Origin of the sequence: Mucilaginibacter gilvus (assembly GCF_004054195.1) — a bacterium.
GTDB classification, from domain to species: domain Bacteria; phylum Bacteroidota; class Bacteroidia; order Sphingobacteriales; family Sphingobacteriaceae; genus Mucilaginibacter; species Mucilaginibacter gilvus.
In genome coordinates, this window is sequence record NZ_SBIW01000012.1 from 237,247 (window position 1) to 263,743 (window position 26,497).

14 protein-coding genes are annotated in these 26,497 nt (G+C 44.7%); 6 read left to right on the plus strand and 8 right to left on the minus strand.

Annotation, left to right across the window (positions count from 1 at the left end):
• Window positions 1-14: 14 nt before the first annotated feature.
• Both EPL05_RS20890 and EPL05_RS20895 read right to left on the minus strand, forming a co-directional pair.
• Window positions 15-2,177, minus strand: a complete 2,163-nt coding sequence (locus tag EPL05_RS20890; protein ID WP_128535936.1) for a glycoside hydrolase family 3 N-terminal domain-containing protein — start codon at window positions 2,175-2,177, stop codon at window positions 15-17.
• A gap of 158 nt (window positions 2,178-2,335) precedes the next feature.
• Complete coding sequence (locus EPL05_RS20895; RefSeq protein ID WP_128535937.1) at window positions 2,336-3,451, minus strand: FecR family protein; 1,116 nt, start codon at window positions 3,449-3,451, stop codon at window positions 2,336-2,338.
• A gap of 434 nt (window positions 3,452-3,885) precedes the next feature.
• On the opposite strand from EPL05_RS20895, the gene EPL05_RS20900 reads away from it, so the two are divergent.
• Window positions 3,886-6,555 (plus strand): glycoside hydrolase family 2 protein, encoded by a 2,670-nt coding sequence (locus tag EPL05_RS20900; protein ID WP_128535938.1) that lies wholly within the window; start codon window positions 3,886-3,888, stop codon window positions 6,553-6,555.
• Window positions 6,556-6,663: 108 nt separating this feature from the next.
• Here EPL05_RS20900 and EPL05_RS20905 read toward each other — a convergent pair whose 3' ends face one another.
• From EPL05_RS20905 to EPL05_RS20925, 5 genes are all read right to left on the minus strand, one after another.
• Entirely contained in the window at window positions 6,664-8,001 is a 1,338-nt protein-coding gene (locus EPL05_RS20905; protein ID WP_128535939.1) for a vanadium-dependent haloperoxidase, read from the minus strand.
• On the minus strand, window positions 8,001-11,303 hold the full coding sequence (locus tag EPL05_RS20910) for a VCBS repeat-containing protein (RefSeq protein WP_128535940.1): 3,303 nt from the start codon (window positions 11,301-11,303) through the stop codon (window positions 8,001-8,003). The genes EPL05_RS20905 and EPL05_RS20910 overlap by 1 nt, the downstream gene beginning before the upstream one ends.
• A gap of 126 nt (window positions 11,304-11,429) precedes the next feature.
• The gene (locus tag EPL05_RS20915) at window positions 11,430-13,010 is read right to left on the minus strand and encodes a SusD/RagB family nutrient-binding outer membrane lipoprotein (RefSeq protein ID WP_128535941.1); all 1,581 of its coding nucleotides are present in this window, start codon (window positions 13,008-13,010) and stop codon (window positions 11,430-11,432) included.
• 5 nt (window positions 13,011-13,015) lie between these two features.
• The gene (locus EPL05_RS20920) at window positions 13,016-16,153 is read right to left on the minus strand and encodes a SusC/RagA family TonB-linked outer membrane protein (protein WP_128535942.1); all 3,138 of its coding nucleotides are present in this window, start codon (window positions 16,151-16,153) and stop codon (window positions 13,016-13,018) included.
• A gap of 511 nt (window positions 16,154-16,664) precedes the next feature.
• Window positions 16,665-17,300, minus strand: a complete 636-nt coding sequence (locus EPL05_RS20925; protein ID WP_243837341.1) for an RNA polymerase sigma-70 factor — start codon at window positions 17,298-17,300, stop codon at window positions 16,665-16,667.
• A gap of 347 nt (window positions 17,301-17,647) precedes the next feature.
• Between EPL05_RS20925 and EPL05_RS20930 the strand changes: the two genes are divergently transcribed.
• The 5 genes from EPL05_RS20930 to EPL05_RS20950 all read left to right on the plus strand — a co-directional run bounded on the left by EPL05_RS20930 (window position 17,648) and on the right by EPL05_RS20950 (window position 23,219).
• On the plus strand, window positions 17,648-19,090 hold the full coding sequence (locus EPL05_RS20930) for an alpha-L-fucosidase (RefSeq protein WP_128535943.1): 1,443 nt from the start codon (window positions 17,648-17,650) through the stop codon (window positions 19,088-19,090).
• Window positions 19,091-19,101: 11 nt separating this feature from the next.
• Window positions 19,102-19,338: a hypothetical protein gene (locus EPL05_RS20935; RefSeq protein ID WP_128535944.1), complete on the plus strand. Its 237-nt coding sequence runs from the start codon at window positions 19,102-19,104 to the stop codon at window positions 19,336-19,338.
• A gap of 87 nt (window positions 19,339-19,425) precedes the next feature.
• Window positions 19,426-21,705: a GH92 family glycosyl hydrolase gene (locus EPL05_RS20940; RefSeq protein ID WP_128535945.1), complete on the plus strand. Its 2,280-nt coding sequence runs from the start codon at window positions 19,426-19,428 to the stop codon at window positions 21,703-21,705.
• A 75-nt stretch (window positions 21,706-21,780) separates the two neighbouring features.
• Window positions 21,781-22,095: an L-rhamnose mutarotase gene (gene rhaM / locus EPL05_RS20945; RefSeq protein WP_128535946.1), complete on the plus strand. Its 315-nt coding sequence runs from the start codon at window positions 21,781-21,783 to the stop codon at window positions 22,093-22,095.
• Between the two features lie 92 nt (window positions 22,096-22,187).
• Window positions 22,188-23,219, plus strand: coding sequence for a YncE family protein (locus tag EPL05_RS20950; RefSeq protein ID WP_128535947.1), 1,032 nt, complete (start codon window positions 22,188-22,190; stop codon window positions 23,217-23,219).
• A gap of 77 nt (window positions 23,220-23,296) precedes the next feature.
• On the opposite strand, the gene EPL05_RS20955 is transcribed toward EPL05_RS20950, so the two are convergent.
• Window positions 23,297-26,434, minus strand: coding sequence for an efflux RND transporter permease subunit (locus tag EPL05_RS20955; RefSeq protein ID WP_128535948.1), 3,138 nt, complete (start codon window positions 26,432-26,434; stop codon window positions 23,297-23,299).
• Window positions 26,435-26,497: the final 63 nt, after the last annotated feature.

A 26,497-nucleotide genomic window follows, 5' to 3' on the forward strand; every position in this document is an offset into this window, starting at 1 on the left:
ATTTGCAGTTTTCGTTATTTAATAATGAATTGCTGCACAATAGATTTATCCGCAGCATCGTGTCCAACCTTAAGCGTATAAGTTCCGGGGAACAATTTAAATTTATGTTTTTCTGCATCCCACTTTTGTAGTTCGGAAACAGGGATCTTCAGTACAGCTGTTTTACTTTCTGCCGGTTCAAGACTGAGTTTATCAAATGCTTTTAATTCCTGTACAGGTAAATCATCATTCACCGGGTAAACAATATAGGCCTGCGCGGTTTCAATTCCCTTGGCTTTTCCGCTGTTGCTGATGCTACAGAACACCTCAATGGTATCGGCCAGTTTATATACATCCTTTACCTTGCTTTTCGCCTCGTAAGTAAAGGTTGTGTAATTAAGCCCATAGCCAAAAGGGTATTGTACTTTACCGGTGTAGTAACGGTAGGTACGGCCCTTCATGCTATAGTCGCTAAATGCTGGCAGGTCGTTTACCGAATTGTAAAAGGTTAAGGGCAACCTGCCCGATGGCGCTACTTTACCATATATAAGGTCGGCAAGGGCGTTGCCACCCTGTTCGCCGGGATACCAGGCTAAAATAACGGCATCGGCATAGGGTGCTATAGCTGCAATATCCACATCGCTGCCCGCGGTTACTACGGCGATGATAGGTTTTTTAACACCCTTGCGCAAAGCCTTCATAAAGGCGATATGGCTTGCGGGTAAGCTTAAAGTTTTTTTATCACCGCCAGCGGCCGATAGGAATGCATCGCCGGCTTCGCCCTCATCAAGCGGGGTAAGCCCAATTACGGCAATGGTCAGGTCTGCATTGCCGGCTCCCCAGATACCGCCAAAATGGGTAGTGTCGGTTTGGCCCGCACCCAGGTCATATTCTACACGGGTACCCTTATCTACCGCTGCGGAGATCCCTTCTACAAAGTTCACCATATTGGCGTTGATGCCGTGGTAGCTGCCCACCAGCGCATCAAGCGATGCCGCGTTAGGCCCTAAAACCATGATGCTTTTGTAGGCCTCCTTTTTTAAGGGCAGCACGTTGTTCTTGTTCTCCAGCAAAACCATGCTTTGCTGCGCGGCTGCACGTGCAAGGTTGATATGAGCTTGGTTGTGAATGCTGTCCGCGCTAAAAGTATAGTAGGGCGAAAGTTTTGGGTCATTATAAAAACCCAATTTTATTTGTGTTAATAGCACCGGCGTTAAAGCCAGGTCAACATCTTTAGTGCTGATCATTTTTTGTTTTACGGCCTCTTCCACATCAGATTGTAATACGCCCGAGCAATCTAAATTGAGCCCCGCTTTGATGCCAGCAGCGGCTGCTTCTGTACGGGTTTTGAGGTATTTATGGGTAAGGTAAACATCATCGAGCGCGCCGCAGTCGGTAACTATATAGCCTTTAAAGCCCCATTCTTTCCGCAGGATATTTTGCAATAAAGCATTGTTTACCGAGTTGGGGACGCCGTTAACACTGTTATAAGCCGTCATTACGCTGGATACGCCGCCGTTAACCAATTTATGAAAAGCATACAGGTAAGTGTTCCGAAGATCCTGCTCGCTTACTATTGAATTGAAATAGTCGCGGGTGTTTTCGGGGCCACTGTGTGCCACAAAATGTTTTGCGGTTGCCGCTATTTTAAATTGCGCGGGGATGCTGCCTTGCATACCATTTACATAAGCTAACCCTATCTGGCTGGTTAAAAATGGGTCTTCGCCATAGGTTTCCTGGCCACGGCCCCAGCGCGGATCGCGGAAGATATTGATATTTGGCGACCAGTACGTTAGCCCCACGTATTGCCCGTGGTTGTTATTGGCAACAGCGAGGTTGTATTTGGCCCGCGCCTCGGTTGAAATTACAACCCCTATTTGTTTTACCAGTTGCGGGTTAAAGGTTGCCGCCATGGCTATGGCCTGCGGAAAAACGGTTGACTCGCCGGCTCTTGCCACACCATGCAGTCCCTCGTTCCACCAGTTATAGGCCGGTATGTTAAGCCGCTCCACCGGCTGATTGCGGTAGCCTAACAGCATAGCTTTTTCTGTAAGGGTTAGCCTACCTAAAAGATCTTTTACACGTTCCTCAACTTTCAGCTTGGGGTTTAAATAGGCGGGTGCCTGCTGTGCATGTGTTGTATTGGCCATCAATAGGATCGCTGTAACTACAAGTAAAAAGGATTTAGATAATTTCATTTTAATAAAAGTAAAATTTGCCGGTTTGGGTGTATTGTGGTTTACCATACTGATACGTGAAAACATAAGCGATGGGCTACGATTCCAATTTTATAATCGCGCTGTTTAGAAATTTACGCGGGCGTGTTGAGGACGTCTCCGTAGAAACTTATAACGGATCAATAGATATAAATTGTCGATCCCGAGATCTTGTAATCGAATTTTTCGATATCGCGCAGTGCGTTTAAGGCCTGTATTATGGTGTCGTTTTCAAAAACACCGCTAAAATTGTACTGTTTAACCTTGTCGTTTTTAAACTGGATATCTACGCCATACCACCTTTCCATCTTTTCGGCAAGTACAGCAAAGCTGTCGTTCTCAAACGAGAAGCGGTTATTTATCCAGGAGGTTTCTGATACGGAACTATCTTTCCCACCGATGTAGTTTAATGAAGTGAGCACATACTGCGCAACCTGCGTGTTGCCTCCATTACCCGCATTAGTTGGTTTTTTCGCATCACCAGAACCGTTATTCTTTACTATGAGTTTCTCCTTTGGTTTTAGGATGATCCGGTCGGATGGCCTGTCGTTTAAAGTGACTTCAATGGCTCCGTTGATGAGTGTAGTTTCACTAACGGTATCTTGTGGGTACGATCTAACGTTAAATGTGGTGCCCAATACCCTTACATTCATTTTATCGGTATGGATGATAAAGGGGTGTTCCTTGTCTTTTTTAACATCAAAATAAGCCTCCCCGGTTAACGTAACCTCCCTTGTATTCCCGCTAAAGCTTGCCGGGTATTTAATGGTACTTTGCGAATTAAGCGTGATACGGGTACCATCTGATAAAGTGATGATTGATTTTGCACCCCTTGATGTTGTTTTTTGCTGCCAGCCTGCGGTAGATATTGCGCCTGTATGTGCCGAAAAAACAAAAGCATTTAAAAGATAAGAGCCTGCTGCTACTAAAACTATCGCCGCCGCCGCAACAGGCCAAAGGCGAAATGTATTTTTATTTTTACGCTTGGGTGTTAACGGAAGTAGGATTTTGCTGTCGTTGGGTTCGCTTTCTGCTTTATCATCCAGTCTTTTTATTTTATCCTGTATTTTCTGAAAGGCAATTGCGTCGTCGGTGTACTCATTGTCCGTATGGTCCCAGTACATGCCCAGGTCGTCAAATTGTTGTTTGTAGGCGGGGAAATTAGTAATGAGGTGTTTAAGCTCGGCGCTTTCCGCCGGAGTAATATCATTTGTAAGGTGTTTTGAAACCAGTTCAATAAATTTATCGTTGCCCATCTTTATAATAACCCGCACTTTTACTTAGGACAACATTTGATTGAAATTACTTACAAATTTTTTTAAAAAATGTACGTAACCAAAATCATGGGTTTATCCACCACAATATTTTGCTCCTGTTTTTAAATTTATTACACTTAGGTTTAATCGGCCGGCCTTAACATATTTTTTTAGTTAAAACATGTTAAAACGGGCATTTACAGTGCCAATTTAGTTATAAGACGCTGATTTTTAGCTAAAAGTTGAACTTTATTTAAAATGGTACCTGAAAATGTTAAAAAAGTATTTCAATTTGCCTGTAGGCAATAATCGGGCAATCATTGTCATTACGGTACAACGGTATTTTTTGTAACAAGCGGTATCGTTAACTCACCCGGGCAAACGCCTTGCTAAACGCCGGTCGCTTTCCGGTCCACGTATTATACTTCATAAAAATGATCAAACTTTTTACTCTTAACAAAGTCGCGCTTATTTCAATATTGTTGTTAAACCTGGTTTTAATGACAGTTACGTCCAAAGCGCAAAATAGCTATGAATTAAATTCCGGATGGAAGTGTGCCCCTATCGCTCAAATAAAAGAACAAGGGACGGCCATTTCAAATACCTCATACAGCACCGCGGCCTGGATGCCGGCCACTGTACCCGGAACGGTATTAACCAGCATGGTAGCCAATAAGCAAATGCCCGACCCATTTTACGGGATGAATAATGAGCAGATCCCCGATATCTACAAAACTGGCCGTGATTATTATACCTATTGGTTTGCAAAAGATTTCAAACAGGCCATACCGGCAAAGGGCAGCCAGATTTACCTTAATTTTAGGGGGGTGAATTATAGTTTTGATGTGTTTTTGAACGGAAATAAGCTAAACGCGCAGCTTAATAAAGGCATGTTTATGCGCCGCTCTTTCAATATTACCAAATGGCTTGCTGCCAATGGCAGTAACAGGCTGGCGGTGATCGTTTACCCGCCCGATGCGGTAGGTAATGCCAACGGCGGGCAGGGTGGCGACGGTACTATCGCCAAAAATGTAGGTATCCAATACACCGCCGGCTGGGATTGGATCCAGCCCGTTCGCGACCGTAATACCGGGATCTGGGACAAGGTAACTATACAAACTACCGGCTCGGTAAAAATAAAAGACCCGCATGTAATTACACTGGTGCCCGGCATCCGTAAACCTGAAGGAGCACAGCAACCTGCCATTATAAAAGTAAGCACGGAGCTGGAAAATGCAACCGCGTTGCGTGTTAGCGGCACGTTGCAATACCTGTTAGATGGCAAGAAGGTATTTAAGAAAGTTACCCTTAAGCCAAATTCTACCCAGGAAGTTAAATTGGATGACTACACTTTGGCTAATCCCAAGCTTTGGTGGCCTAATGGTTATGGCCCTCAAAATTTATATGATTTGAAGCTGCAATTTGTTGCTGCAGATGCGAAGGTGTCCGATCAGCAGGAGATTTTGGTGGGGGTAAGGCAGCTCACTACGGAGTGGAACGCACGTACCGAAAGCCGCCAGGTAAACATTAATGGCCAAAGGATATTTATAAAAGGGGGCAACTGGATCATATCCGACGAGATGCTGCGCTTTACAGATGCCCGTTACGATGCTGAAGTGCGCTTTCACCGGGATATGAACCTGAACCTGATCAGGGTTTGGGGGGGTGCGCTGATAGAACGGCCAGAGTTTTACGAGGCCTGCGATAAATACGGGATGCTGGTTTTTCAGGATATGTGGGGATCGGGAGATTGCAATGGCCGATGGTTGGATCCGATGAAACGGGAAGACCAATGGACACGCAGGAAATACCCGGACGACCACGACCTTTACCTTGCATCCATAAAAGACCAGGTGAAAATGATCCGCAATTACCCATCGCTAGCTATGTGGTGCGGTGGTAATGAGATCACCCCACCTGAGGATATCCTGAAAGCGCTGCGGGATACCATTATGCCCGCGCTGGATAGCACCCGCTGGTTTATTGAGTATTCCAACTCAGAGAACATGTCGCGCAATGTGAACGGCGGTAACGGTGATGGCCCTTATGGCATACAGCCGCTCTCGGTGTTTTGGAACGAGCGCGCATTTCCTTTCAACTCCGAGGTTGGTTCTGTTGGGGTGAGTGATTACACATCCCTGAAAAGATTTATCCCGAAGGGAAATTTGGCGGCACCTGTTTATGATGCCGCTACTGGTAAAACCAAAACGGATCCGGTTTGGGAATACCACAAGTATATAGGCTACGATGGTTTTATTGATAAATACGGTAAGCCAAAGGATGCAGAAGATTTTGCCAATAAGGCACAACTGGTAAATTACGACCAGTACCGCGCATTAATGGAGGGTTTTAGCTCGCACATGTGGGATTGGTATACCGGCACCATCATCTGGAAAACTCAAAACCCATGGACCGCGATGCGCGGGCAGATGTATGATTACTATCTGGACCCTAACGCCTGCCTTTACGGCCTGCACAACGGCAGCGCCCCGTTGCACGTAATGTACAACCCTACCGACGGCATGGTGATGGTGGCCAATAACACTTTCCGTCCAAAAACCAATATGATGCTGGTTGCGAAAATGTACGATATAGCGGGTAAGGAAACCCTGATCACACAGGTTTTTGTAGACGTAACGGCTGCCTCTACCAAGCGTTATTTGTCTATCAAAAAAAATATCGATGCTGCTGCTAAGGATGATGGCGCGTTTGTAGTGCTGGAGCTTTTAGCCGAAGATAAAACGCCGTTAAGCCAAAATATTTATTGGGTGCCCAACGAAACAGGTGAATACTCCGGCTTGCAAAAAATGGATAACGCCCAACTTGCGGTAAGTGCAAAGGCGTTAAAAACCGGGAAAATAGAAGTGACCTTAACCAACGGCAATAAGGTACCGTTGGCATTTTTTAACCGTTTGTCGGTAGTGGATGCCGGTACAAAAGAGCGTTTATTGCCTGCGTTCTACAGCGATAATTACGTATCTGTTTTGCCGGGCGAGGTAAAAAAGGTGGTGATAGATTACACACCTGTTAAAAATGCGCCTGCGCCAATGGTAAGCATCAGCGGCTGGAACATGGCAGAGAAATTTATTGCCGTTGGCAACTAAGTAAGCTTCGGGCTTGCGCCGTAGGCGCAGCCGCTTTGTAGAAAATGATTGACATATTTTATGCGCCGTAGGCGCTATCCAATATCAGGCAGGTTGATTACATGATAGTTACTTCAACTGGAGCACCTTGGCGGCCTTTAGTTTTTTAACAATATCTTCCCCAACATCACGGCCCTGTTTATTGCCATTTTCTATAGCGTCCCTAAAATGAATACCGCCATAAAACCGCGAAACTGAAGCCTCTTCGGCGGCCTGGATAAATGATTTAAAGTTGCGCGGCCCTACACCATAAGGGATCTCAGAATCATCGGTATATTCAAAATGATCGCCTAAAAGGTATGATAATACAGTTGCCGAGGCGTTGGAAAGCACGGCGTGCCCGCTTGGGTATTCGGGGAATGGCGGGGTTTGTAAAAATGGCGTCCATTTATTATCGATGTAACGGTTGATATAAGTTTCGGGGCGGATGCCGTTGCTGCGGTATTTTTCGTCCCAGCAGCTGATGAAGGCATCCATCAGGGTAATGCCCTCAAGCGCCAATACTTGTACCGAAGCATCGAAGCTGAGGTTGGCTTTTTTTGTTACGATGCCCACGATATTCATCCAATGGCCGCCGGGGCTTATTTTTTTAAAGCCAATCATCATGTGCCCCGATGTAGTCACTGCAAAAGGGTTGCAATCCCAAAAGGAAGCTATATTAACCTGCTCGGTAGATGGGTGTTGCGATATTTTGTACACTTCGTACGCTTGTTTGTAAAATTCGCTGGTGCTATCGGTACTAAAAGCGGTTGGCCTTGCCGGTATAAATTGCCGCGACGAATCGATCATCATTGGCCGCACGGTTTTCCAGTTTGGTTCCACGGCTTCCATATACATGGGTGGGGTAGGGTACCAATTCTTGCTCCCTTTTAGCGGAGTGTACCGCAGTTTGCCGCTTAAGCGGTTATAGTCATCGCTGCGGGTAAAACCAAGCACCTTGGCGGTCATTTCAACGGCTGCAGCAACCGACGATTTGATAACCTCGTCGCTGATGTTGTTTTTTTTCAGCAGATCGATGTATTTGTCCTCATCGTCCTGTAGCATAAAACCTGAGGGAAGCATCTGTTTACCTGTTTCTAAAATGCAATATACGGCGGCTATGCGGTAGTCATATTTTCCGGGCGCTATGCTGATGGAATTATCCAACTTGTAGCTTTTGATAAAGTTACTAAGCGGTACGATGTCTTTGTTATTCAAAGCCACCAGGTTGTAGGCACCCAGCATAAAGTAATTGTAGTAGCGGGCGGCGGCAGGCGGGTTAACCACATCGTGAATCATCACCGCCGATATAGAATTAATGGCCTTGTCTAATGCAAGGTATGCAGGTGTCGGGGCTTTTGCTGGTTGTGCAACGGCAGAGCGACATAGTAATATAGTGGCGGCAAAAAAGAGCAGTTTTTTGATCATTAGTTTTCCTGGTAAAATTGTAAGGGCTGGTTAGATACGCCGAGCATTAAATACTTGATACCACTTATTTTTATTTCTGAAGCCGATTTCACATCGCCATCGGTACTTAGCCCCGATGCAACCTGGGTTTGATAAACAAAGCTACCCTTGCCGTCACCGATGAGCAGGCATCCGTAGTTGGCATCAAAGCTGCCCAATTTAAGGCGGTTATCGGTATGGTTGCCGAACAGCAGCAGATCGGTTTTGCCATCGTGGTTAAAATCGCCTGTTAATATTTGTGATACGCTGGAAAATTGAGCCTCAATAGGTATTTCGCTTTTCATGAACTTCTTGTTCTGGTTTAAAAACAAAGTAGTTTCAACATTGGCCGCTATTAATTTGGTAGCCTTTGCCAATTCTTCGTGTGTAAATAGTTCTTTCATGGTTGCATCGCAGTAATCCTTGTAGGACCTGAACTTACGTCGCATAGGGAAGATCTGGTCGTTCAGTTCCTCCCGACTTACAAAGGGGTAGCTTACACCTTGTACATAAAAGTTAAGGAATGGGTCTATCGAGCCATTATTGTCAAAATCGGCAAAGTACATTTCGGCTGGCTGCGTTTCGCTGGTTTGGATCTGTGTGTTTGTACCAAGGTTGCCCGCGATGATATCCAATTTACTATCACCATCCACATCCGTCAGGCTGATACTGTTCCAAAAACCGCTTTCGGGCTTGGCAAAGTAGTCGGCGGTTTTATCTTCAAAGCCTGTTTTGGTATTGATGTAAACCAAAATGGGCATCATTTCGCCACAGATCACCAGGTCCTGGCGGCCATCGCCATTAAGGTCGGCCCATTGGGCGTCTGTTACCATGCCTGCCTTACTAAAAGGAGCGGGGATGGTGGTAAAAGTACCATCGCCATTATTATTAAGTAAATAGCTGCGTGGCGTAATAGGGTACTGGCCCGGTACAATACGGCCACCAACGAACAGATCTATTTTACCGTCGTTATTATAATCGCATGGGCGTACGCAAGATTTACTGCTGGCGTTTAATACAGGTAAAGCCACACTGCTGAAAGTGAAATTACCCTTGCCATCGTTTAAATAGAGTTTATCCTGTAGCTCGGTTGAGCCCGGTTCCAGCAGTGCATAGCCGCCTTTGGCTATGTATAAGTCGGGGAAGCCATCGCCATTGGCATCAAAAAAAGCAGCGGCAGAGGTGTTCTCGGCATTCAGGTCGGCAATTTCTTTAACCGCCCATGTCCCGGTTTTAGTTTGCAGGTATAGCTTACCTGCCGTTCCGTCGCCAATAAAAATGTCTTCCAGTCCGTCTTTATTTACATCGGCTTTGGCTATTACAGGCCCGATTTTAGATGCCATAAACAGCATCAGCGGCTGGCGCTTAAAATCGTTGATGGTGTTAGCGGTGTTGGTATAGTCTATTGGCGCTTTTACTTTGCTGAAAGACCGTTTTTGCGGCACTGAAGTCGAAATATTAGCTCTTTTACCCGCATCACTATAAACCAAATTAAGCCTTTGATTTGCTTTCACGTTCGTAAGCACTTGTGTATTATTACCCGGCCATGTCACTTTTACCGAATCGACAGTTTGCACATCGCCTAAGCCAAAGTTTAATACAGTTGATACACAGGAGAGGTAGCCGCGATTAGGGTTTAGCTCTTGGTATTGCACCGCCTTGCCGGTATAAACATATACTTTTGCACCAGTGGCAATTACCTTGCCGTTCGCGGTAACCAGGTTTATAGCAATATAATTTGTTGCAGCGGCATCGCGACTGGTGTTTTTAAAAATGGAAGCAACATTGTTGATATTGTTGGTGATAATATCCAGGTCGCCATCGTTATCCAGATCTGCATAGGCCGATCCGCTGGAAATTCCCGGGTTATTGATTCCCCAATCCTGTTTTTTATCGGTAAAGTTAAGGTTGTGGTTGTTTTTAAATATGTAATTGGATAGGGTGGTTGATGGCATGGCCTGCACAAGGTCCATCAGCAGGGCAGGCTCCCTGTCCATCGCTTTTTTCATTTTATAATCGCCCCAGTAACGCAGGAAATCCTTGTTGGTATAATCGCGCAGGTAGCCATTGGAGATGAATATATCTTTGTAACCGTCGTTATCAAAATCTGCTATGAGCGGGCACCAGCTCCAGTCGGTATTTGACAGGCCGGCCAGTTGGCCTATTTCGCTAAAAGTACCATCGCCGTTATTCAATTGTAGCATATTGCGCATATACTGTTTGTACAGGCCCTGGTTAAGCATCAGCTCAAAGGTTTCATAATTTTCCTGCAGTTGCAGCAGTTTTTGCCTCCGGTTATCAGGCGGAAGCATGTCAAGTGTTATGATATCAGGTAGGCCGTCGTTATTGATATCGGCAATATCAACCCCCATCGAAAATTGCGAGAGGTGCCTCAGCATTTTTTGCGATTGCTCGCTAAAAGTACCATCGCCTTTGTTGATGTATATATAATCGGGTTCGTTATAATCGTTTGTTACATAAATATCGGTAAGCCCATCTTTGTTAATATCGGCAAGGGCAATGCCCAGGCCAAAGGTTAAAGGGTTTTGTATAATGCCCGCTTTTTTAGAAACATCAACAAAATGGCCACCCTGGTTTTCAAACAGTTTATTGCTTGCCAGCTCGTCGGTTTGGTTTTTGGCTTGTGCCAGTTCAATGTTGTTTATCTTTTTAACATTATGGTTCAGTAGGAACATATCCATCTTGCCGTCATTATTGTAATCGAAAAAAGCAGCTTGCGTGCTGTAGCCGGGGTCATCAAGGCCGTATTCTTTGGCTTTTTCTACAAATTTATTTTTGCCTTTGTTGATGAATAGCTGGTTGCGCCGTATATCGTTTTGACCTAAGCCCGAGTAGCAGATATAAATATCCAGTAAGCCATCGCCGTTTACATCGGCCATGGTTGCGCCGGTTTTCCAGGCACCGGCCCTGCCGCTAAGGCCAGATGCGGCTTCGCTGGTAATGTCTTTAAATTTTAAACCGCCTAAATTAAGGTATAGCTTGTTTTGCCCCATATTGCTGGTAAACAGCAGATCCTGCAGGCCATCGTTATTGATATCGCCAACGGCAACACCGCCGCCGTTGTATAAGTATTCGTAGGATAGTACGTTAAGGCGCTCGTCCTCTTTAAGATCGTTACGGAAGGTAATGCCGGTTTGCGCGGCGGGTAATAAATTAAATAGCGTTTGCTGTGCTTGAGCATGTAGAACAATGCATGGTATTGCGAGCGTGGTAAGTGTTAAAAGGAGACCCTTTTTGATAATACCGAAGAAACAGTAATGCATTTAATGAGGGGATTATTAATTACTGGAAATATAAAAATAGAGATTGCTATTGAAGGCGCGCGTATTTTTACTTTAAACAAAAAACAAGGCTGCAATTGCAGCCTTGTTTTTTATAACAAATGGTTATTATTTATCCCACCATACACGGGTAGCAAAATTATCTGCACCCTGGTGTGTAACAGCAGCGGCATAGTTTGTGCCGTTGGTTTGTATAAGTGTAGTAGGGTAAGGCATCCTGCGTGGAACCTGGCCGGTGATAAACTGGCCCTGGAAAGTAATTGGGGTTAATACCGGGTAACCAGATCTTCTCCAGTTAGCAAATGTTTCGTTAAAATCAAATGTAGTTGAAGTAGCTACATAATATTCCATGTTAATTTGCTCCAAAGCAGTTGCTGCTACTAACGGATGTGCTAAAACGTATGTTGCAATATCACCTGCGTTTACAGCACCGGCTGCCGATGGATTGTATTGTGCAAGTGTAGCCATATCTGCAGTAAGTGCATTGGCATAATGGGTTGCAGCAACACCGGTAGCCCAGCCTCTTGATGCAGCTTCTGCCAACAACAGTTCAGACTCACCGTAAGTGTAAATAAAGTTTGCACTTACCCTGTCTGCGTAAACCAGCAAGCGTGGGCGAGAGTATTTACCCAATGGCGCAGGTGCATCTGTTGCATCAGCAGCAGGCGTTTCGCCCGGGTAACCAGCCGCGGTAGAAATAGTACCGGTGGTGTAACCATTTGGCATACCTGCCTGCAGGCTTGCTGTGTTAATACCTGCTAAAGTACGGTCTTCATTGGCTCTGCGGCCATTGGTGGCCGTGATTTCCGCTATAGCAGAAATACGGGGATCGTTGCTCGATTTCATGTAATCGATCAGCTTTTTGCCCCAGCGTACTTCTCTAAAGTCATCGGTAACCAATAATGCATCAGAGTTACTGCTGGTATTACCGTTGGCATCTGTCATAACTTTCACGTTATCAGCAATGCTTGCCATGGTACCGCCAGCGTATGCCTTTTCTGCCCAGGTTTTGGCTGTAGTAGCATCAACCTTTGTTAAACGCATAGCTGCCTTTAACATTAAAGAATAACCTAAACGTTTCCATTGTGCAATGTTACCACCGTAAAAAAGGTCGGCAGTAGGAGTAGCTTTAGCCGCGTCAAGGGCTTTTGTAGCCTGGTCAAGCTGGGTAAGTATTGCAGTGTAAATGTCCTGTTGAGAATCAAATGCCGGCTCAAATATCCCATTTTTTGCTTGTCCTTCCTGTGAATAAGGTACGTCTCCGTGTAAATCTGTTATGCGTTGAATAAACATAGCACGTAAAATGGTACCGCAGGCATCAAGATTAGCTAACTCGGGCTTATCTTTAACTAAAGCCTTCATTTCGTCAACCAGCGTAAGCGCGCTGTATCCTCTGTTCCAGGTACGGTTGAAATAACCCGTACCGCCGCCGCCAAATACATACTTGTCACCATTGCTGTAATAGCTGAACGTTGAAGCCAAAGACTGCGTCCACATGCTTTGGAATAATAACTGATCATAGCCGGTTTGCGAAAAGGTCATTTGCGCTTGCGACATCAAATAGTTCGGGTTAATAAGTTCGCCGTTTGTTTTATCCGGCTGTGTATTTATCTCCTCGAAATTTTTTGTACAGCTTGCCATTAACGTAGCGCCTGCTACCAGGAAGCTAAAAATATATCGTTTTTTCATCTGTCTTAGTTTTTGAATTTGAAGTTTACGTTTAAACCATAAGTTCTGGCGAAAGGCAAACTGGTACCTTCTATACCGGCATATCTTGGGTCGGCTGAAAAACCAGACTCCGGATCAAGATTATCGGTATGTTTCATAATTGTCCAAAGGTTACGGGCAACTGCCGATACACCTATACTGCTAAATGGCGTACCTCTTAAGAAAGTAGCGTTAAAGGTATAGCCTAAAGTTACCTGGCGTAACTTAATAAAGCTGCCATCTAACACAGATACTGCACCAACGTTACGTGATAACGCCTGGTAGTAAGTTTGTGCAGATACGCTTTTGGTATTAGGTGCACCAGATTCGGTAACGCCGTTGCCAACTACGCCTGATTCGCGGCCTACCAGTGTAAGTTTATTGAACCCTCTGAAAATGCTGTAGTTTTCTGTAGCCGAAAGCACTTTGTTGCCAAAGCGGTAATCAATCAGGAAACCTAAATTGAATTGTTTGTAGGTAAATGCGTTGTTAAAACCACCGTAGATTTTAGGAATGGTTGAACCCATTGCTTTTAAATCGCCACGCTGCGGAAGACCATCAGCATCAAAAACAATGTTACCAGCCGCATCGCGCTTGTAATCGGTAGCCAAAATTTGTGGTCCGGCTAAGCCTACTATAAGAGCTGTGCTGGCAGTACCAGAACTTGCTGCCGGGCGATAAGTGCCAAAGCCAATGTTATTATTGGTTATACCGTCTGTTTGTAGAATTTTGTTTTTAACATAGGTGAAGTTGAACGAGGGAGTCCAACTGAAGCCCGATTTTCTAACAGGAGTACCATGGATCTCTATTTCCACACCACGGTTTTGGGTAGAACCTGTACCAATGTAACGGTTTGTGTAACCGGCAGACCAATCTAAGTTACCGTTGATGATCTCGTTTGTTGTTTTACGAGAGAAGACAGTAACGTCAAAACCTAATCTGTCGCCCCAGAATTTCATCTCTAAACCTGCTTCAATTTCTTTCAGCGTAAATGGTTTTAAGAATAAGTTTGGTAACTGGCTGCTGAAACCAGCTGCAGGGATACCGTTAATAGAGTTGTTAAGATCGTAATAAACCGCGTTAGAAAAAGCAGCGGCATCGTTGCTGGTTTGTGCGAATGACAACCTTACTTTACCTAAATCCAGGCCATCTATCTTATATAATTCAGAGAAGATGAAACTACCGGAAACTGATGGCGAGAAAATACCCGGGCCAACAGACTTTAATATGGTGCTATAGTAATCGTAACGGCCGGTTGTGCTTAATACTAAGAAATCTTTGAAAGAAAAATCTGCAGAGTAGTAAGCCGAGTTAACTTGTTTTTTGCTTGCGCCGTCAACCGTTGGTCCCGAATCACGAGTTTTAAAGTTTTTTAAACTGTAGAAATAAGGGATGATGAAACCGTTTTGGCCGTTGATAAATGATCCCTCTAAAGAGCTTTTGCGGATGTTACCACCTACGGACAGATCTAAATTTAAAAAGTTTGGAACAAGTGTGTGTTTAGCGTTAACCAATACATCCGCGTTAAACTCGTTAATATGAGTATTGCTTAGGTTCATGGTACCATTATCATTACGGTAGCCTGTACCAGTTGGCTCAATATTTACCCTTTTATCATTACTGTCATCATAACCTAAACGTCCTTGTAAATAGATCCAGTTAGTTAGATCGTATTTGGCAGATAATGCCGAGATCAAACGGGTTCTGATAACGTTTGATATAAAGTAGTTAGCCGCGAAGTATGGGTTGGTTACATAGCTGTCATCAGTAAAGGTTAATTCTTTACCATCAGCAGTTGTACCCGGCGCCAAAGTTGCCTGGTCTTGGTTAGGAGCTAAAAACTGTACGTTGTTAGGGTTACCGGGGCCATCACTTAAGCCAGATCTGTTTTTAGAATTTTCGATAACATAGTTAGCTACTACGTTAATATTTAATTTTTTGTTTACCTGCTGGCTGCCGTTAAAGTTAAAAGTTTTCCTGTCGAGGTAGCTGTTTGGTACCATTGAGTTGGCGCGCAGGTCTGAAGCCGACAAACGGAAAGCACCTGTTTCGTTACCACCGGTAAATGATACTGTGTTTGTAAAGCTTGGTGCTGTACGGTAAAAATCAATGTAATTGCTTACCGGAGAGTATTTATGGTTTTGTCCGTCGATTTGCATAACGTCAGATCCATCCATTTTAGAACCCCATGCAAGGCTACCCGAGTTGCGTGCTGCATCAAGCGTAGTAGGTTTAACACCTTGTATCCCCTGGCCGTAAACTTGTTGGTAATCGGTGTTATCTACCGGTTTATCAAACTGTACGTTGGTATTGAACTCAACACCGAACGGGCTGTTTTTTTTACCGGATTTGGTAGTAATTAAAATTACACCATTTACCGCTCTTGAGCCGTAAAGCGCCGAAGCCGACTGGCCTTTAAGTACCGTCATCGACTCTATATCGTCAGGGTTGATGTTACCAATACCATCGCCATAATCTGCACCACCCCACTCGCCGGATGCGCCGCGTTGTGTGTTATCCATTGGTACACCATTAATAACATATAGCGGGCTACCTGCGGTAAAGCTCGTTAAACCACGTAACAACACCCTTGCAGATGAGCCGGGGCCACCGTTTGATGCACCAACGCTTAAACCAGCAACGCGGCCTTGTAATGATAAAGCAACGTTTGATTCTTTCGCTTTATTTAAAGCATCGCCATTTACGGTTGATACAGAGTAGCCTAATTTTTTCTGTTCTTTGCTGATACCTAAAGCCGTTACTACAACTTCTTGCAGTTTGGTGTTAGATACCATTTTTACCCTAAGCGGGCTGCCGGTAAAAACAACTTCCTGTGTTTTAAAACCTACGTAGCTGAATACTAATGTAGAATTTACCGCAGCATCCAGTGTGAATTTACCGCTTGCATCGGTTTGTGTACCGGTGCCTGTGCTTTTTATGGCAACACTAACGCCTATCAGCGCTTCGCCATTTTCGTCGGTAACGGTACCGGTAACAGGCACAAACTTGCTTTTATTGAAATTAGTAGGAGCAGCGTTTACAGGAGCCGCTACGGCCAATAGTTGCGTACTTGCAATTATCAAAAATGCCAGGGCAACTTTACATATCGGAAGCGCTTCTGACATCCGATACCTATTTCTTACACCCATTGGATGTTTAAAAAATTCCATATTTAATTAGTTAAAGAGGGGTTAATTTCAAGACCCCGTACGCCGGGTATCTTGTTTAAACAGTTTTAGTTTTCTTAAGCGGTAGTTCCACCAGGTAACTATGCTTTATGGGGTGGGTAAGTACTTATTTTACATAGGCAAATTGTTTAATTTTCATTTGTTCAATACCGGTTATAGCCCTGTAAACTGCGTAAAGTGCTATTGGTGCATTCACTACGCGGGCTTCACGGGTATGGACAATTAAAAACTTAACATTGCCTACACGATTTGTAAATATTTTAATTTTATTGTTGAAACATTATGAGTGTGAGTAATACACTATAATAATGATAATGAATTTGTTAACTAAAAAAAGCAAATAGCAGTTCACGCCGAGGGAGTTGACGCGCGAAAAAAATTGAATAAACAGATAATAACGGGCTGAGAGCCTCAAAAATTGGCATCGCGGTAGGCAATGGCGGTTAAACTAAAAGAAAAATAAGCAGGCAAACAGAGCAGCCAGCATAAACAAAACAGGGGCGTTTGAAACCGAATGGCGCGCCCGTTTTTGATCAGGGTCTAAAACCGCGCTCAGCTTTTTTAAAGCCCTGAAAAGTTGCGTTTGTACAGTGCGTGGAGAAATATCCAGTACCTCGCCAACTTCTTTATATTTCATGCCGTCCTCTTTAATCAACCTGAAGATGATCCGGCATTGTTGGGGTAAGGCGCTGATAGCCTTATCCAGTTTAAAAACAAGTTCTTTCTTTTCAAGTTCTTTTTGAGGATTGTAAGTATTCACCAGTGCAAATTCATCCGTATCCTCTATCTGCACCATGTGGATATTAGAATATTTTTTAATGTAGTTGAGCGATTGGTTTTTTACCGCTATATACAGGTAGGTAGCCGGGTTGTTTATGCCGCAAAGCTTTTGGCGGTTTTGCCAGCATTTCACAAATAATTCTGAAACGATATCTTCGGCCACCTCGTTTTGGCGTACATACAACACACAGAATTTAATGAGAGGCTTGTTTAGTGCGTAAAATAGTTTTTCAAATGCTTTTACATCGTCGTGGTTGCATACCCGGTTCCATAATTCAACAATATTGGCATTTTTGTTTCTCAAAATATCCTATAATTTGTAAGCCGGTAGAAACTTAACATTTGCGTAACAATAATAACGCTTTAAATACAAAATATCAACAACTTTGCTTGTTTTTTAAAATATTTTAAAAAGATTTGAAACTTAGTGTATCATTTACGTTAAGGAAAAGCGCTGATTAGACACAAACCACTTCTTTTTTTTGGAAAATAACAATAGAAAGTGTAAATGGTAAAATAAGTCTGTTCGTTAGGGCTGTAAAAAAGGCAAATGTTGTAATAGTGTGTAAAAAATAGCGCCTTATGTAGGCAAAATCCGTTTAAAAAATGTCAATAGATTACAAAATGCATCAATATATAATATAAACATAGATGATAAAAAAATTCGTTACCCTGCTTTTGGTGCTGATAAATACAACCGTATTGGTGGCGCAGCAGCATAATATGTCTAAAACATACCAGGCACCCACCGATGAATTGGTGAAAAAGAAACTAAACAATTGGCAGGACCTTAAATTTGGGCTTTTTATGCACTGGGGTACCTACAGTCAATGGGGGGTGGTAGAAAGTTGGAGCATTTGCCCCGAAGATGAAGGCTGGACACAACGCAAAGGCCCTTATGGTGCTACTTATAACGGTTACTTAAAAGCGTATGAAAACCTGCAAACCACCTTTAACCCGGTAAAGTTCAACCCCGAAAAATGGGTGGCCGCGGCAAAAAGTGCCGGGATGAAGTATGTTATTTTCACTACCAAGCACCACGATGGTTTCAGCATGTTTGATACCAAGCAGACGGATTATAAGATCACGTCGGCAAAAACGCCATTCTCTTCTAATCCGCGCAGCAATGTTACCAAAGAGATCTTCAATGCTTTCCGTAAAGAGAATTTTATGATAGGCGCTTATTTTTCCAAGCCCGATTGGCATTCCGAAGATTATTGGTGGCCATATTTTCCCCCTAAAGATCGTAATGTAAATTACGACCCGGCTATGCATCCCGATAGATGGCAGAAGTTTAAAGATTTTACTTATAACCAGATAGGCGAACTGATGACGGATTACGGTAAGGTTGATATTTTATGGCTGGATGGAGGGTGGGTACGCCCAAAAAGCACCATTGATACTACGGTAGACTGGCAGCGCGGCATCAAATTCAACCAGGATATTAATATGCCTAAAATTGCAGGCATGGCCCGTAGCAAACAACCGGGGTTGATAGTAGTGGACCGTACCGTAACCGGCGAATTTGAAAACTACACCACGCCGGAGCAGCAGGTACCCGAAACACCGTTGGATCATCCATGGGAAACTTGCATCACCATGGGCGATTCGTGGAGCTATGTACCAAACGACCACTATAAAACCGCCCACCAAATTGTGCAGCTATTAGTGAAGATCGTATCGCGCGGCGGTAACCTGTTATTAAATATAGGCCCTGGTCCCGATGGCGACTGGGATCCGGTAGCCTACTCACGCCTAAGCGAAGTTAGCGCCTGGATGCAGGTGAACGGTGAAGGTATTTACGGTTCCACATCGGTTGCGCCATATTCTACAGGCAATGTATACTATACTAAAGCAAAAAACGCTAATACCATATATGCCTTTGTTTTGGCCGATAAGGACGGCGTGAAGCTGGGTAAAACAGTAATTATTAAGGTTAACCATGTAAAAGCCATTAAAAAGGTAACCATGCTTGGCTTTAAACAAAGCCTTAAGTATAAACTGACCGGTGATGATCTGGTGATAACCATCCCCGCTGCTATCCAAAACAACACCGCTGCTCGATACGCGTCCACTTTAAAAGTAACGTACTAATATTCCTCCTGATGAAATTTTATAGAGCTGCAGTTTTGGCTTTTTCTTTCACGGTGCTGGGCTTTGCAAATGCTTCGGCACAGCAAACGGACGCGCGTTACCCGATTATCCCTTACCCAACCGAGCTGATCCCGGCAAGTGGCAGTTTTATTGTTACGCCTGCTACCTCCATTGTGGCAACCGCTTCCTTTAAAAACGAAGCTGGTTCGGAGCCAAAAGATATTTCCTCAGAATGGTTGAAGAATTAAGCATAGCGCTAAAAAAATCACTGGTCTTTCGAGGCTTATAATAATATGTATAAAAAAGTACCCGGCATCGCCAATAGTAAATAATTGATGAAAAAGTATTTCAGATTATCCCTCGTATCAATAGCACTATGCGCTGCTTGCATAGGCGTTTTCGGACAGGCAAAAAAGGCTGATGTTAGGCCAACCAACTACACCTCTTTTGTAGCTCCCTTTATCGGCACGGCCCTGCACGGGCATGTGTTTTTGGGAGCGAATGTTCCATTCGGCGCTGTGCAATTAGGCCCGGTTAACATAAAAGCGGTTGAGTGGGATTGGTGTTCTGGTTATAATTATTCCGACAGTACCATCGCAGGCTTTGCGCACACCCACCTAAGTGGTACGGGTATCGGCGATTTGGGCGACATTCAATTTATGCCAACCACGGGCGATGTAAAAGTGGTAAGCGGCAACTTGGCAGATGGTTACAGCGGCGGCTATTATTCCCTGTTTAGCCATAAGGAAGAAATCGCTCAACCCGGCTTCTATTCAGTAAAGTTAAAGCGCTACAATATCGGCGTCAGGCTTACCACTACCACAAGGGTGGGGATGCATGAGTATACTTTCCCTAAATCAAAGGATGCGCACATCGTTATCGATCTGCAAAAAGGTATCGGCTGGGATCACCCGGTGGAAACTTTTATTAAACAGGTTAACGATACTACCATAATAGGTTACCGCCATTCTTCGGGCTGGTCGGTGGATGACCGGATCTATTTTGCGGCGGTGTTTTCAAACCGCATCAGCAATTTTGCGGTTTATGATAGCCTCGCCAAAGTAAGTGGCGCCGAATTAAAGGGCCGTAATGTAAAGGGTGTGCTCAGCTTTAATACTACTGCGGGCGAGAAGGTGAAAATTAAAGTAGGCATCTCACCGGTAAGTATGGACAATGCCTTGTTGAACATAGCTGCCGAGGCTTGCACCTGGGATTTCGACCGGATAAAAAGCGATGCCAATGCATTATGGAATAAAGAATTAAGTAAAATCGCTATCAAAGCTACTCCGGCGCGTATGCGTACCTTTTATACCGCCATGTATCACACCATGATTGCCCCATCGGTTTATAACGATTACAATGGCGATTACCTGGGCACCGATAAAAAAATACACCATAATGCGGGCTTTACTAATGTTACCACCATGTCGTTATGGGATACCTACCGGGCACAGGACCCGCTGATGACCATTACTCAGCCCGAGCGTGTTAACGATATCATCAGCTCGATGCTGGCAATATACCAGCAGCAGGGCAGGCTACCCGTTTGGCATTTAATGGGCAGCGAAACCGATTGTATGGTGGGTAACAGCGCCATCCCGGTTGTTGCCGATGCCTTTTTAAAGGGATACAAAGGTTTTGATCGCGAGCTGGCTTACGAAGCCGTAAAAACTACCGCCATGGGAGATCGCCGCGGCTTAAAATTTGTAAAGGAACTGGGTTACATCCCCGCCGATACCATGACCGAGACCGTAGCCACCGGCATGGAATACGCCATTGATGATTGGTGCATTGCGCAAATGGCCAAAAAGCTGGGCAAGCATGCGGATTACGAATACTTTAGCAAGCGTGGTAAAAACTATGTGAACTATTACAACAGAGAAACCCACTTTATGCGTGGCCGCCTGGGTGCAAATGAATGGCGCAGCCCGTTCAGCCCCTTTGTTTCGCGCCACATGAAGGATGATTTTACCGAGGGCAATGCCTGGCAGTATACCTGGCTGGTTCCGCAGGATGTGGAAGGGCTGATGCAATTGTTGGGTGGCAAAGATACCTTTGTTAAAAAGCTTGACTCTTTGTTCACCGTTAAAGGCGATATGGGTAACGAGGCCTCGAACGATATCACCGGCTTAATAGGGCAGTATGCCCATGGTAACGAACCGAGCCACCATATCACTTACATGTATGCCTACGCGGGCCAGCAATACAAAACCGCCGAAAAGGTACGATACATATTAGATACTTTTTACACCAATAAAAAGGATGGCATTATCGGCAACGAGGATGTGGGGCAGATGTCGGCCTGGTACGTGTTATCGGCTATGGGCTTTTACCCGGTCAATCCTGCAAATGGTGCTTATGTATTTGGCAGTCCGGTTATTAATGATGCCGTGCTGAAACTGGCGGGCGGTAAAACCTTCCATATCAGCGTGAAAAATAACGTGGGTTCCAATAAGTATATCCAAAGTATCAGCTTTAATGGTAAGCCTTATGCCAAATCGTACCTGTTGCATACCGATCTGGCCAAGGGAGGCAGCATGGTAATTACGATGGGCAGCAAACCCTCAGCTGTGTTTGGTGTAGCTTCGGCATCGCGCCCGAAATCGGTATATTAATTACAGTTGTCCTTAAAAATGAAAAAGCTAAATTAGCAGCAAAAGAAAGTAAAAATTCAAAATAGATTACGTTAAATGGCAAAAATAGCTTTTAAAATGCAGCTAAAACCGGGTTGCAAAGGTATTTATGAACAACGCCATGCCGAGATCTGGCCAGAGTTGAAAACTTTGCTAAAAGAAGCAGGCGTAAGTGACTATTCTATTTTCTTAGACGAAAGCACCAACATTTTATTTGCGGTGCAGGAGCAGTCATCAGGCCAGTCGTCGCAGCATTTGGGTTCCCATCCCATTGTACAGCGTTGGTGGGAGTACATGGCCGATATTATGGAAACCAACCCGGATAATTCCCCTGTAAGCCAACCGTTGAAACAAGTGTTTTACATGCCCTGATGGTAAGATTTATAGTGCTAATTAATATCCTCTATTATCCAATATTCCTACAGATTACAATCCTATCATAGCGTAAAATTAAACCCGACATTATGATCCACTTAAAAACAATAAAGGGGCTTGCGGTAGTTGCGTTAGCTATGGCTTCCTTCAACACATTCGCTCAAACCAAAACCGGCTTTCATGTCCTTAAAAGCCACAGCATAAAAAGCCAGGGAGGCTGGGATTATGTAACGGTAGATGCCGAAAGTAAAAAGATCTATGTATCGCATGGTACACAGGTAAACATCCTGAGCACCGCCACGGGCGATTCTATCGGCGTTATTGCGAACACCAACGGCGTACATGGTATAGCATTAGTAAAGGCATTAAACAAAGGCTATACCAGCAACGGCCGCGATAACAGCTGCACGGTATTCGATCTGCAAACCAACGCCGAAATTGCCAGAATCCCGGTAGGCACTAACCCCGACGCTATTTTTTATGATGATTTCTCAAAAAAAGTATACGCCTTTAACGGTCGCAGCAACGACGCATCGGTTATTGACCCGGCTACCGATAAAGTTGTAGCAACTATCCCGCTTGGCGGTAAACCCGAAACCGGTGTGTCTGACGGTAAGGGTAAAGTATTTGTAAATTCCGAAACCACCAACGAGGTGGTTGCTATTGACGCGGCTACCTACAAAGTAATAGCCCGCTATAAAATAAATGATGGCGACGAACCATCGGGCCTGGCTATGGACCGTGCTACCAACCGTTTATTTGTGGGTTGCGGCGGCAACCAAACCCTGGTAGTAATGGATGCCACAAACGGTAAAAACCTGGCCAAGTTCCACATCGGGGATTGCGATGGGGTGGCATTCGACCCAACCCTTAAGAGGGCTTATACTTCAAATAACGAGGGTACTATATCTGTAATAAAAGAGATCAGCGCTAACAAATTCGCATTTATTGAGAATATCACCACTGAAAAAGGCGCGCGCACTATCGGTATAGATGTGCTTACTCACCACCTGTTTTTACCAACTGCAAAACTGGAAGCTGTTGCGCCAACCGCAGAAAATGCTAACCCGCGCCCTAAAATGGTACCGGGCACTTTCCATGTAATTGAAGTAGGGAAATAGTTAATGCTATTCCCTTAAAATAAAAAGAGGCTGCCTTGTTTAAGTGGCAGCCTCTTTTCATCTATAGTGGGGGCAACTTATGCGTTTATAGCACCGATCCGCTTTAACAGCTTGCGGTTCTCGCGTTTGTGAATAAACCTGTTCACAATGGCGTAAATTACAGGCAGAATAAGTAAGGTAAGTATGGTTGAGGTGATCAAACCACCTATTACTACTACCGCTAAAGGTTTCTGTGTTTCGGATCCTATCCCGGTTGATATAGCTGCCGGCATTAAACCGATAGCTGCCATCAGGGCCGTCATCACCACTGGGCGCACACGGGATATTACCCCGGTTAGGATGGCCTCGTCCAAATGGAGGCCCGCTTCCAGGTTCTTTTTGAACACTGAGATAAGGATCACCCCGTTTTGGATACACACCCCAAACAAGGCGATGAAACCTATCCCTGCCGAGATGCTGAAGTTGATACCCGTAATGTGCAGGGCCAATATACCGCCTATGAGGGCGAAAGGTACGTTCATAATTACCAGCAGGGCATCTTTGGCGTTACCAAACATCATATATAATATCAGGAAGATTACCAGCAAACAAATAGGCACTACGTGTGCCAGTGTGTTTGATGCACGGATCTGGTTCTCAAATTCACCATTCCAGGTGAAGGCGTAACCATGGTCTAATTTAACGTCCTTGTTTACCTTGGCCTGTGCTTCGGCTATGGTACTGCCCAGATCGCGGCCACGCACCGAGAATTTTACGGCGATATAGCGGGCGTTGTTATCCCTGAAGATAAACGCCGGGCCTGTTAATTCCTTAACGGTTGAGATCTCTTTGATGGAGATCTTAGAACCGTTAAGCGTTGGCACCATCAGGTTCTCTATTTTATCCTGAGTATCACGATACTCTTTCTGATAACGGATCCGGATATCGAATTTGCGTTCGCCTTCATATAGCTGCGTGGCCGCTTTACCGCCAATGGCCATTTCAATCACCGAGTTTGCATCGGCAGTGGTAACACCATACAGTGCCATTTTACGCTGGTCAAGCTCTATTCTAAACTCGGGCTGGCCAAGGTTACGCAGTACACCAAGGTCATCAACACCTCTAATGCCTTTCAACACCTTCATTACCGCATCGGCTTTTTTATCCAGTACTTCAAAATCGGTACCGAAGATCTTAACGGCCATGCTGGCGTTTACACCAGCTACTGCTTCGTCAACATTATCGCGAATTGGCTGCGAATAGTTGAATACGATACCCGGCAATTTGCGCAGTTGGGTATCCATCTGGTCTATCAGTTCCTCTTCGGTTATGCCGCTTGGCCAGTTTTTCTTATTCTTCAGATCCACCTGGATCTGTACATCAAAAAAGCCTTTAGGGTCGGTACCATCGTTGGTACGGCCAACCTGCGCAAGCGTTTGTTTTACTTCGGGGAATTTCTCCAATATTTGCATCATTTTTTGGTTGATGCTTTCTGCCTGGTTTAAGGAAACGCTCATAGGCAACTCAGCCTCTACCCACAACGCGCCTTCATTCAGATCGGGCAGGAACTCTGTGCCCAGGAATTTGGCAGAGAAAAACGTAAGCGCCATAAAACTGAACGCGATAATTAAACTTAACTTTTGGTTTTTATAAGTGAACGTAAACAGCCGGCGGATGCCATTCTCAAAGAAGATCACGACCGGGTTATGTTTCTCTTTTACATTCTTGCGTAACAGGATGCTGGATAAAGCGGGTACCAAGGTGAGCGTAAACAAAAGCGCGCCAAGTAAGGCAAAGCCCAGCGTATAAGCCAATGGAGAGAACATTTTACCCTCCACCTTCTGGAACGCGAAGATCGGGATCAGACAAGTGATGATGATCAGTTTGGAGAAGAAGATGGCCTTACCCATTTCGGCACCAACGTTTTTGAACAGGCCCAGTTTGGCAAGCCCGTTAAACTTTTGCATACCCACTTCCTTGGCCTTATGATCGAGCGCTACAAATATACCCTCCACCATCACCACCGCGCCATCTATAATGATACCAAAATCTACCGCGCCCATCGAGAGCAGGTTGGCCGTCATCCCCTTAATACGCATACATATAAAGGCAAATAGCAATGCGAGCGGTATAATAATGGCTACTGTTAAGGTGGTACGCCAGTCGGCCATGAACAGGAACACGATAACCGTTACCAATACAATACCTTCGCACAGGTTATGAATCACCGTTTCGGTACAAAAATCCATCAGGTTGGTGCGGTCGTAAAAGGTGTCAATTTTTACACCTTTCGGCAGGATGTTATCGTTCAGATCGGCAACTTTATCACGGATCTTCGCCAGCACTTCGGCAGGGTTTTCGCCCTTGCGCATCACAATAATACCTTCTATCACATCCTTTTGCCGGTCGCGGCTTACCTGGCCCAAACGTGGCAGACCGCTTTCCTTAATATTGGCAACGTTGCTCGCCAGTATAGGCACGTTGTTCACGTTCTTGATGATGATGTTCTGGATCTCGCTGATGTTGTTGATCAAGCCGATACCACGCACCACAAATGCCTGGTCGTTCTTCTCGATCACATCGCCGCCTACGTTGATGTTACTTCGGTTAATGGCGGTAAAAACATCGAGCGATGTTAAGCCGTATTTTGCCAGCAGGGATGGGTTAACACTTACTTCGTAAGTTTTTTCCTCACCGCCAAAGCTGTTTACATCGGCCACACCCTGGATAGATTTAAACTGGCGGTCGAGGATCCAATCCTGTATGGCAGTAAGATCATGAATAGATTTTGTTTTGCTTTTGAGTGTATAGCGGTAAATTTCGCCGGTTGGGCCGTATGGTGGCTCAACTTCTGGTTTTACACCATCGGGCAGGTCGGCATTACCTAAGCGACTAAGCACCTGCTGGCGTGCAAAGGCATCATCCACGTCGTCATCAAAAATGATACGCACGTAAGAAAGGCCGAATGATGACGTAGTACGGAGGTTAGCCTTTTTTTGTACCGAGTTTAAAACGGTCTCCATAGGCACGGTGATCATTTTCTCCACCTCCTCGGCACTGCGGCCGGGCCATTGCGCAATTATGATGATCTGGGTATTGGTTACGTCCGGGAATGTTTCAATAGGGGTATTTAAATAACTCCAGACGCCCAATACAGCCAGAACACCGGTAAGGAAAAACACCATCGCCCGGTGCCTGAGCGAGAAGTGTATAATATTTTTAATGAGCTTGTTCATTTACTTAATATAATGGCAGCCGGTTAGGTTACCGTAAAAACAATTTGTGTTACAGACAATCTT

Bases quoted from the DNA above. Each gene is read 5' to 3' on its own strand.
- EPL05_RS20955 (WP_128535948.1), bottom strand. From the start codon at position 26,434: ATGAACAAGCTCATTAAAAATATTATACACTTCTCGCTCAGGCACCGG.
- EPL05_RS20930 (WP_128535943.1), top strand. From the start codon at position 17,648: ATGATAAAAAAATTCGTTACCCTGCTTTTGGTGCTGATAAATACAACC.
- rhaM (WP_128535946.1), top strand. From the start codon at position 21,781: ATGGCAAAAATAGCTTTTAAAATGCAGCTAAAACCGGGTTGCAAAGGT.
- EPL05_RS20920 (WP_128535942.1), bottom strand. From the start codon at position 16,153: ATGTCAGAAGCGCTTCCGATATGTAAAGTTGCCCTGGCATTTTTGATA.
- EPL05_RS20910 (WP_128535940.1), bottom strand. From the start codon at position 11,303: ATGCATTACTGTTTCTTCGGTATTATCAAAAAGGGTCTCCTTTTAACA.
- EPL05_RS20950 (WP_128535947.1), top strand. From the start codon at position 22,188: ATGATCCACTTAAAAACAATAAAGGGGCTTGCGGTAGTTGCGTTAGCT.
- EPL05_RS20915 (WP_128535941.1), bottom strand. From the start codon at position 13,010: ATGAAAAAACGATATATTTTTAGCTTCCTGGTAGCAGGCGCTACGTTA.
- EPL05_RS20935 (WP_128535944.1), top strand. From the start codon at position 19,102: ATGAAATTTTATAGAGCTGCAGTTTTGGCTTTTTCTTTCACGGTGCTG.
- EPL05_RS20905 (WP_128535939.1), bottom strand. From the start codon at position 8,001: ATGATCAAAAAACTGCTCTTTTTTGCCGCCACTATATTACTATGTCGC.
- EPL05_RS20900 (WP_128535938.1), top strand. From the start codon at position 3,886: ATGATCAAACTTTTTACTCTTAACAAAGTCGCGCTTATTTCAATATTG.
- EPL05_RS20940 (WP_128535945.1), top strand. From the start codon at position 19,426: ATGAAAAAGTATTTCAGATTATCCCTCGTATCAATAGCACTATGCGCT.
- EPL05_RS20895 (WP_128535937.1), bottom strand. From the start codon at position 3,451: ATGGGCAACGATAAATTTATTGAACTGGTTTCAAAACACCTTACAAAT.
- EPL05_RS20890 (WP_128535936.1), bottom strand. From the start codon at position 2,177: ATGAAATTATCTAAATCCTTTTTACTTGTAGTTACAGCGATCCTATTG.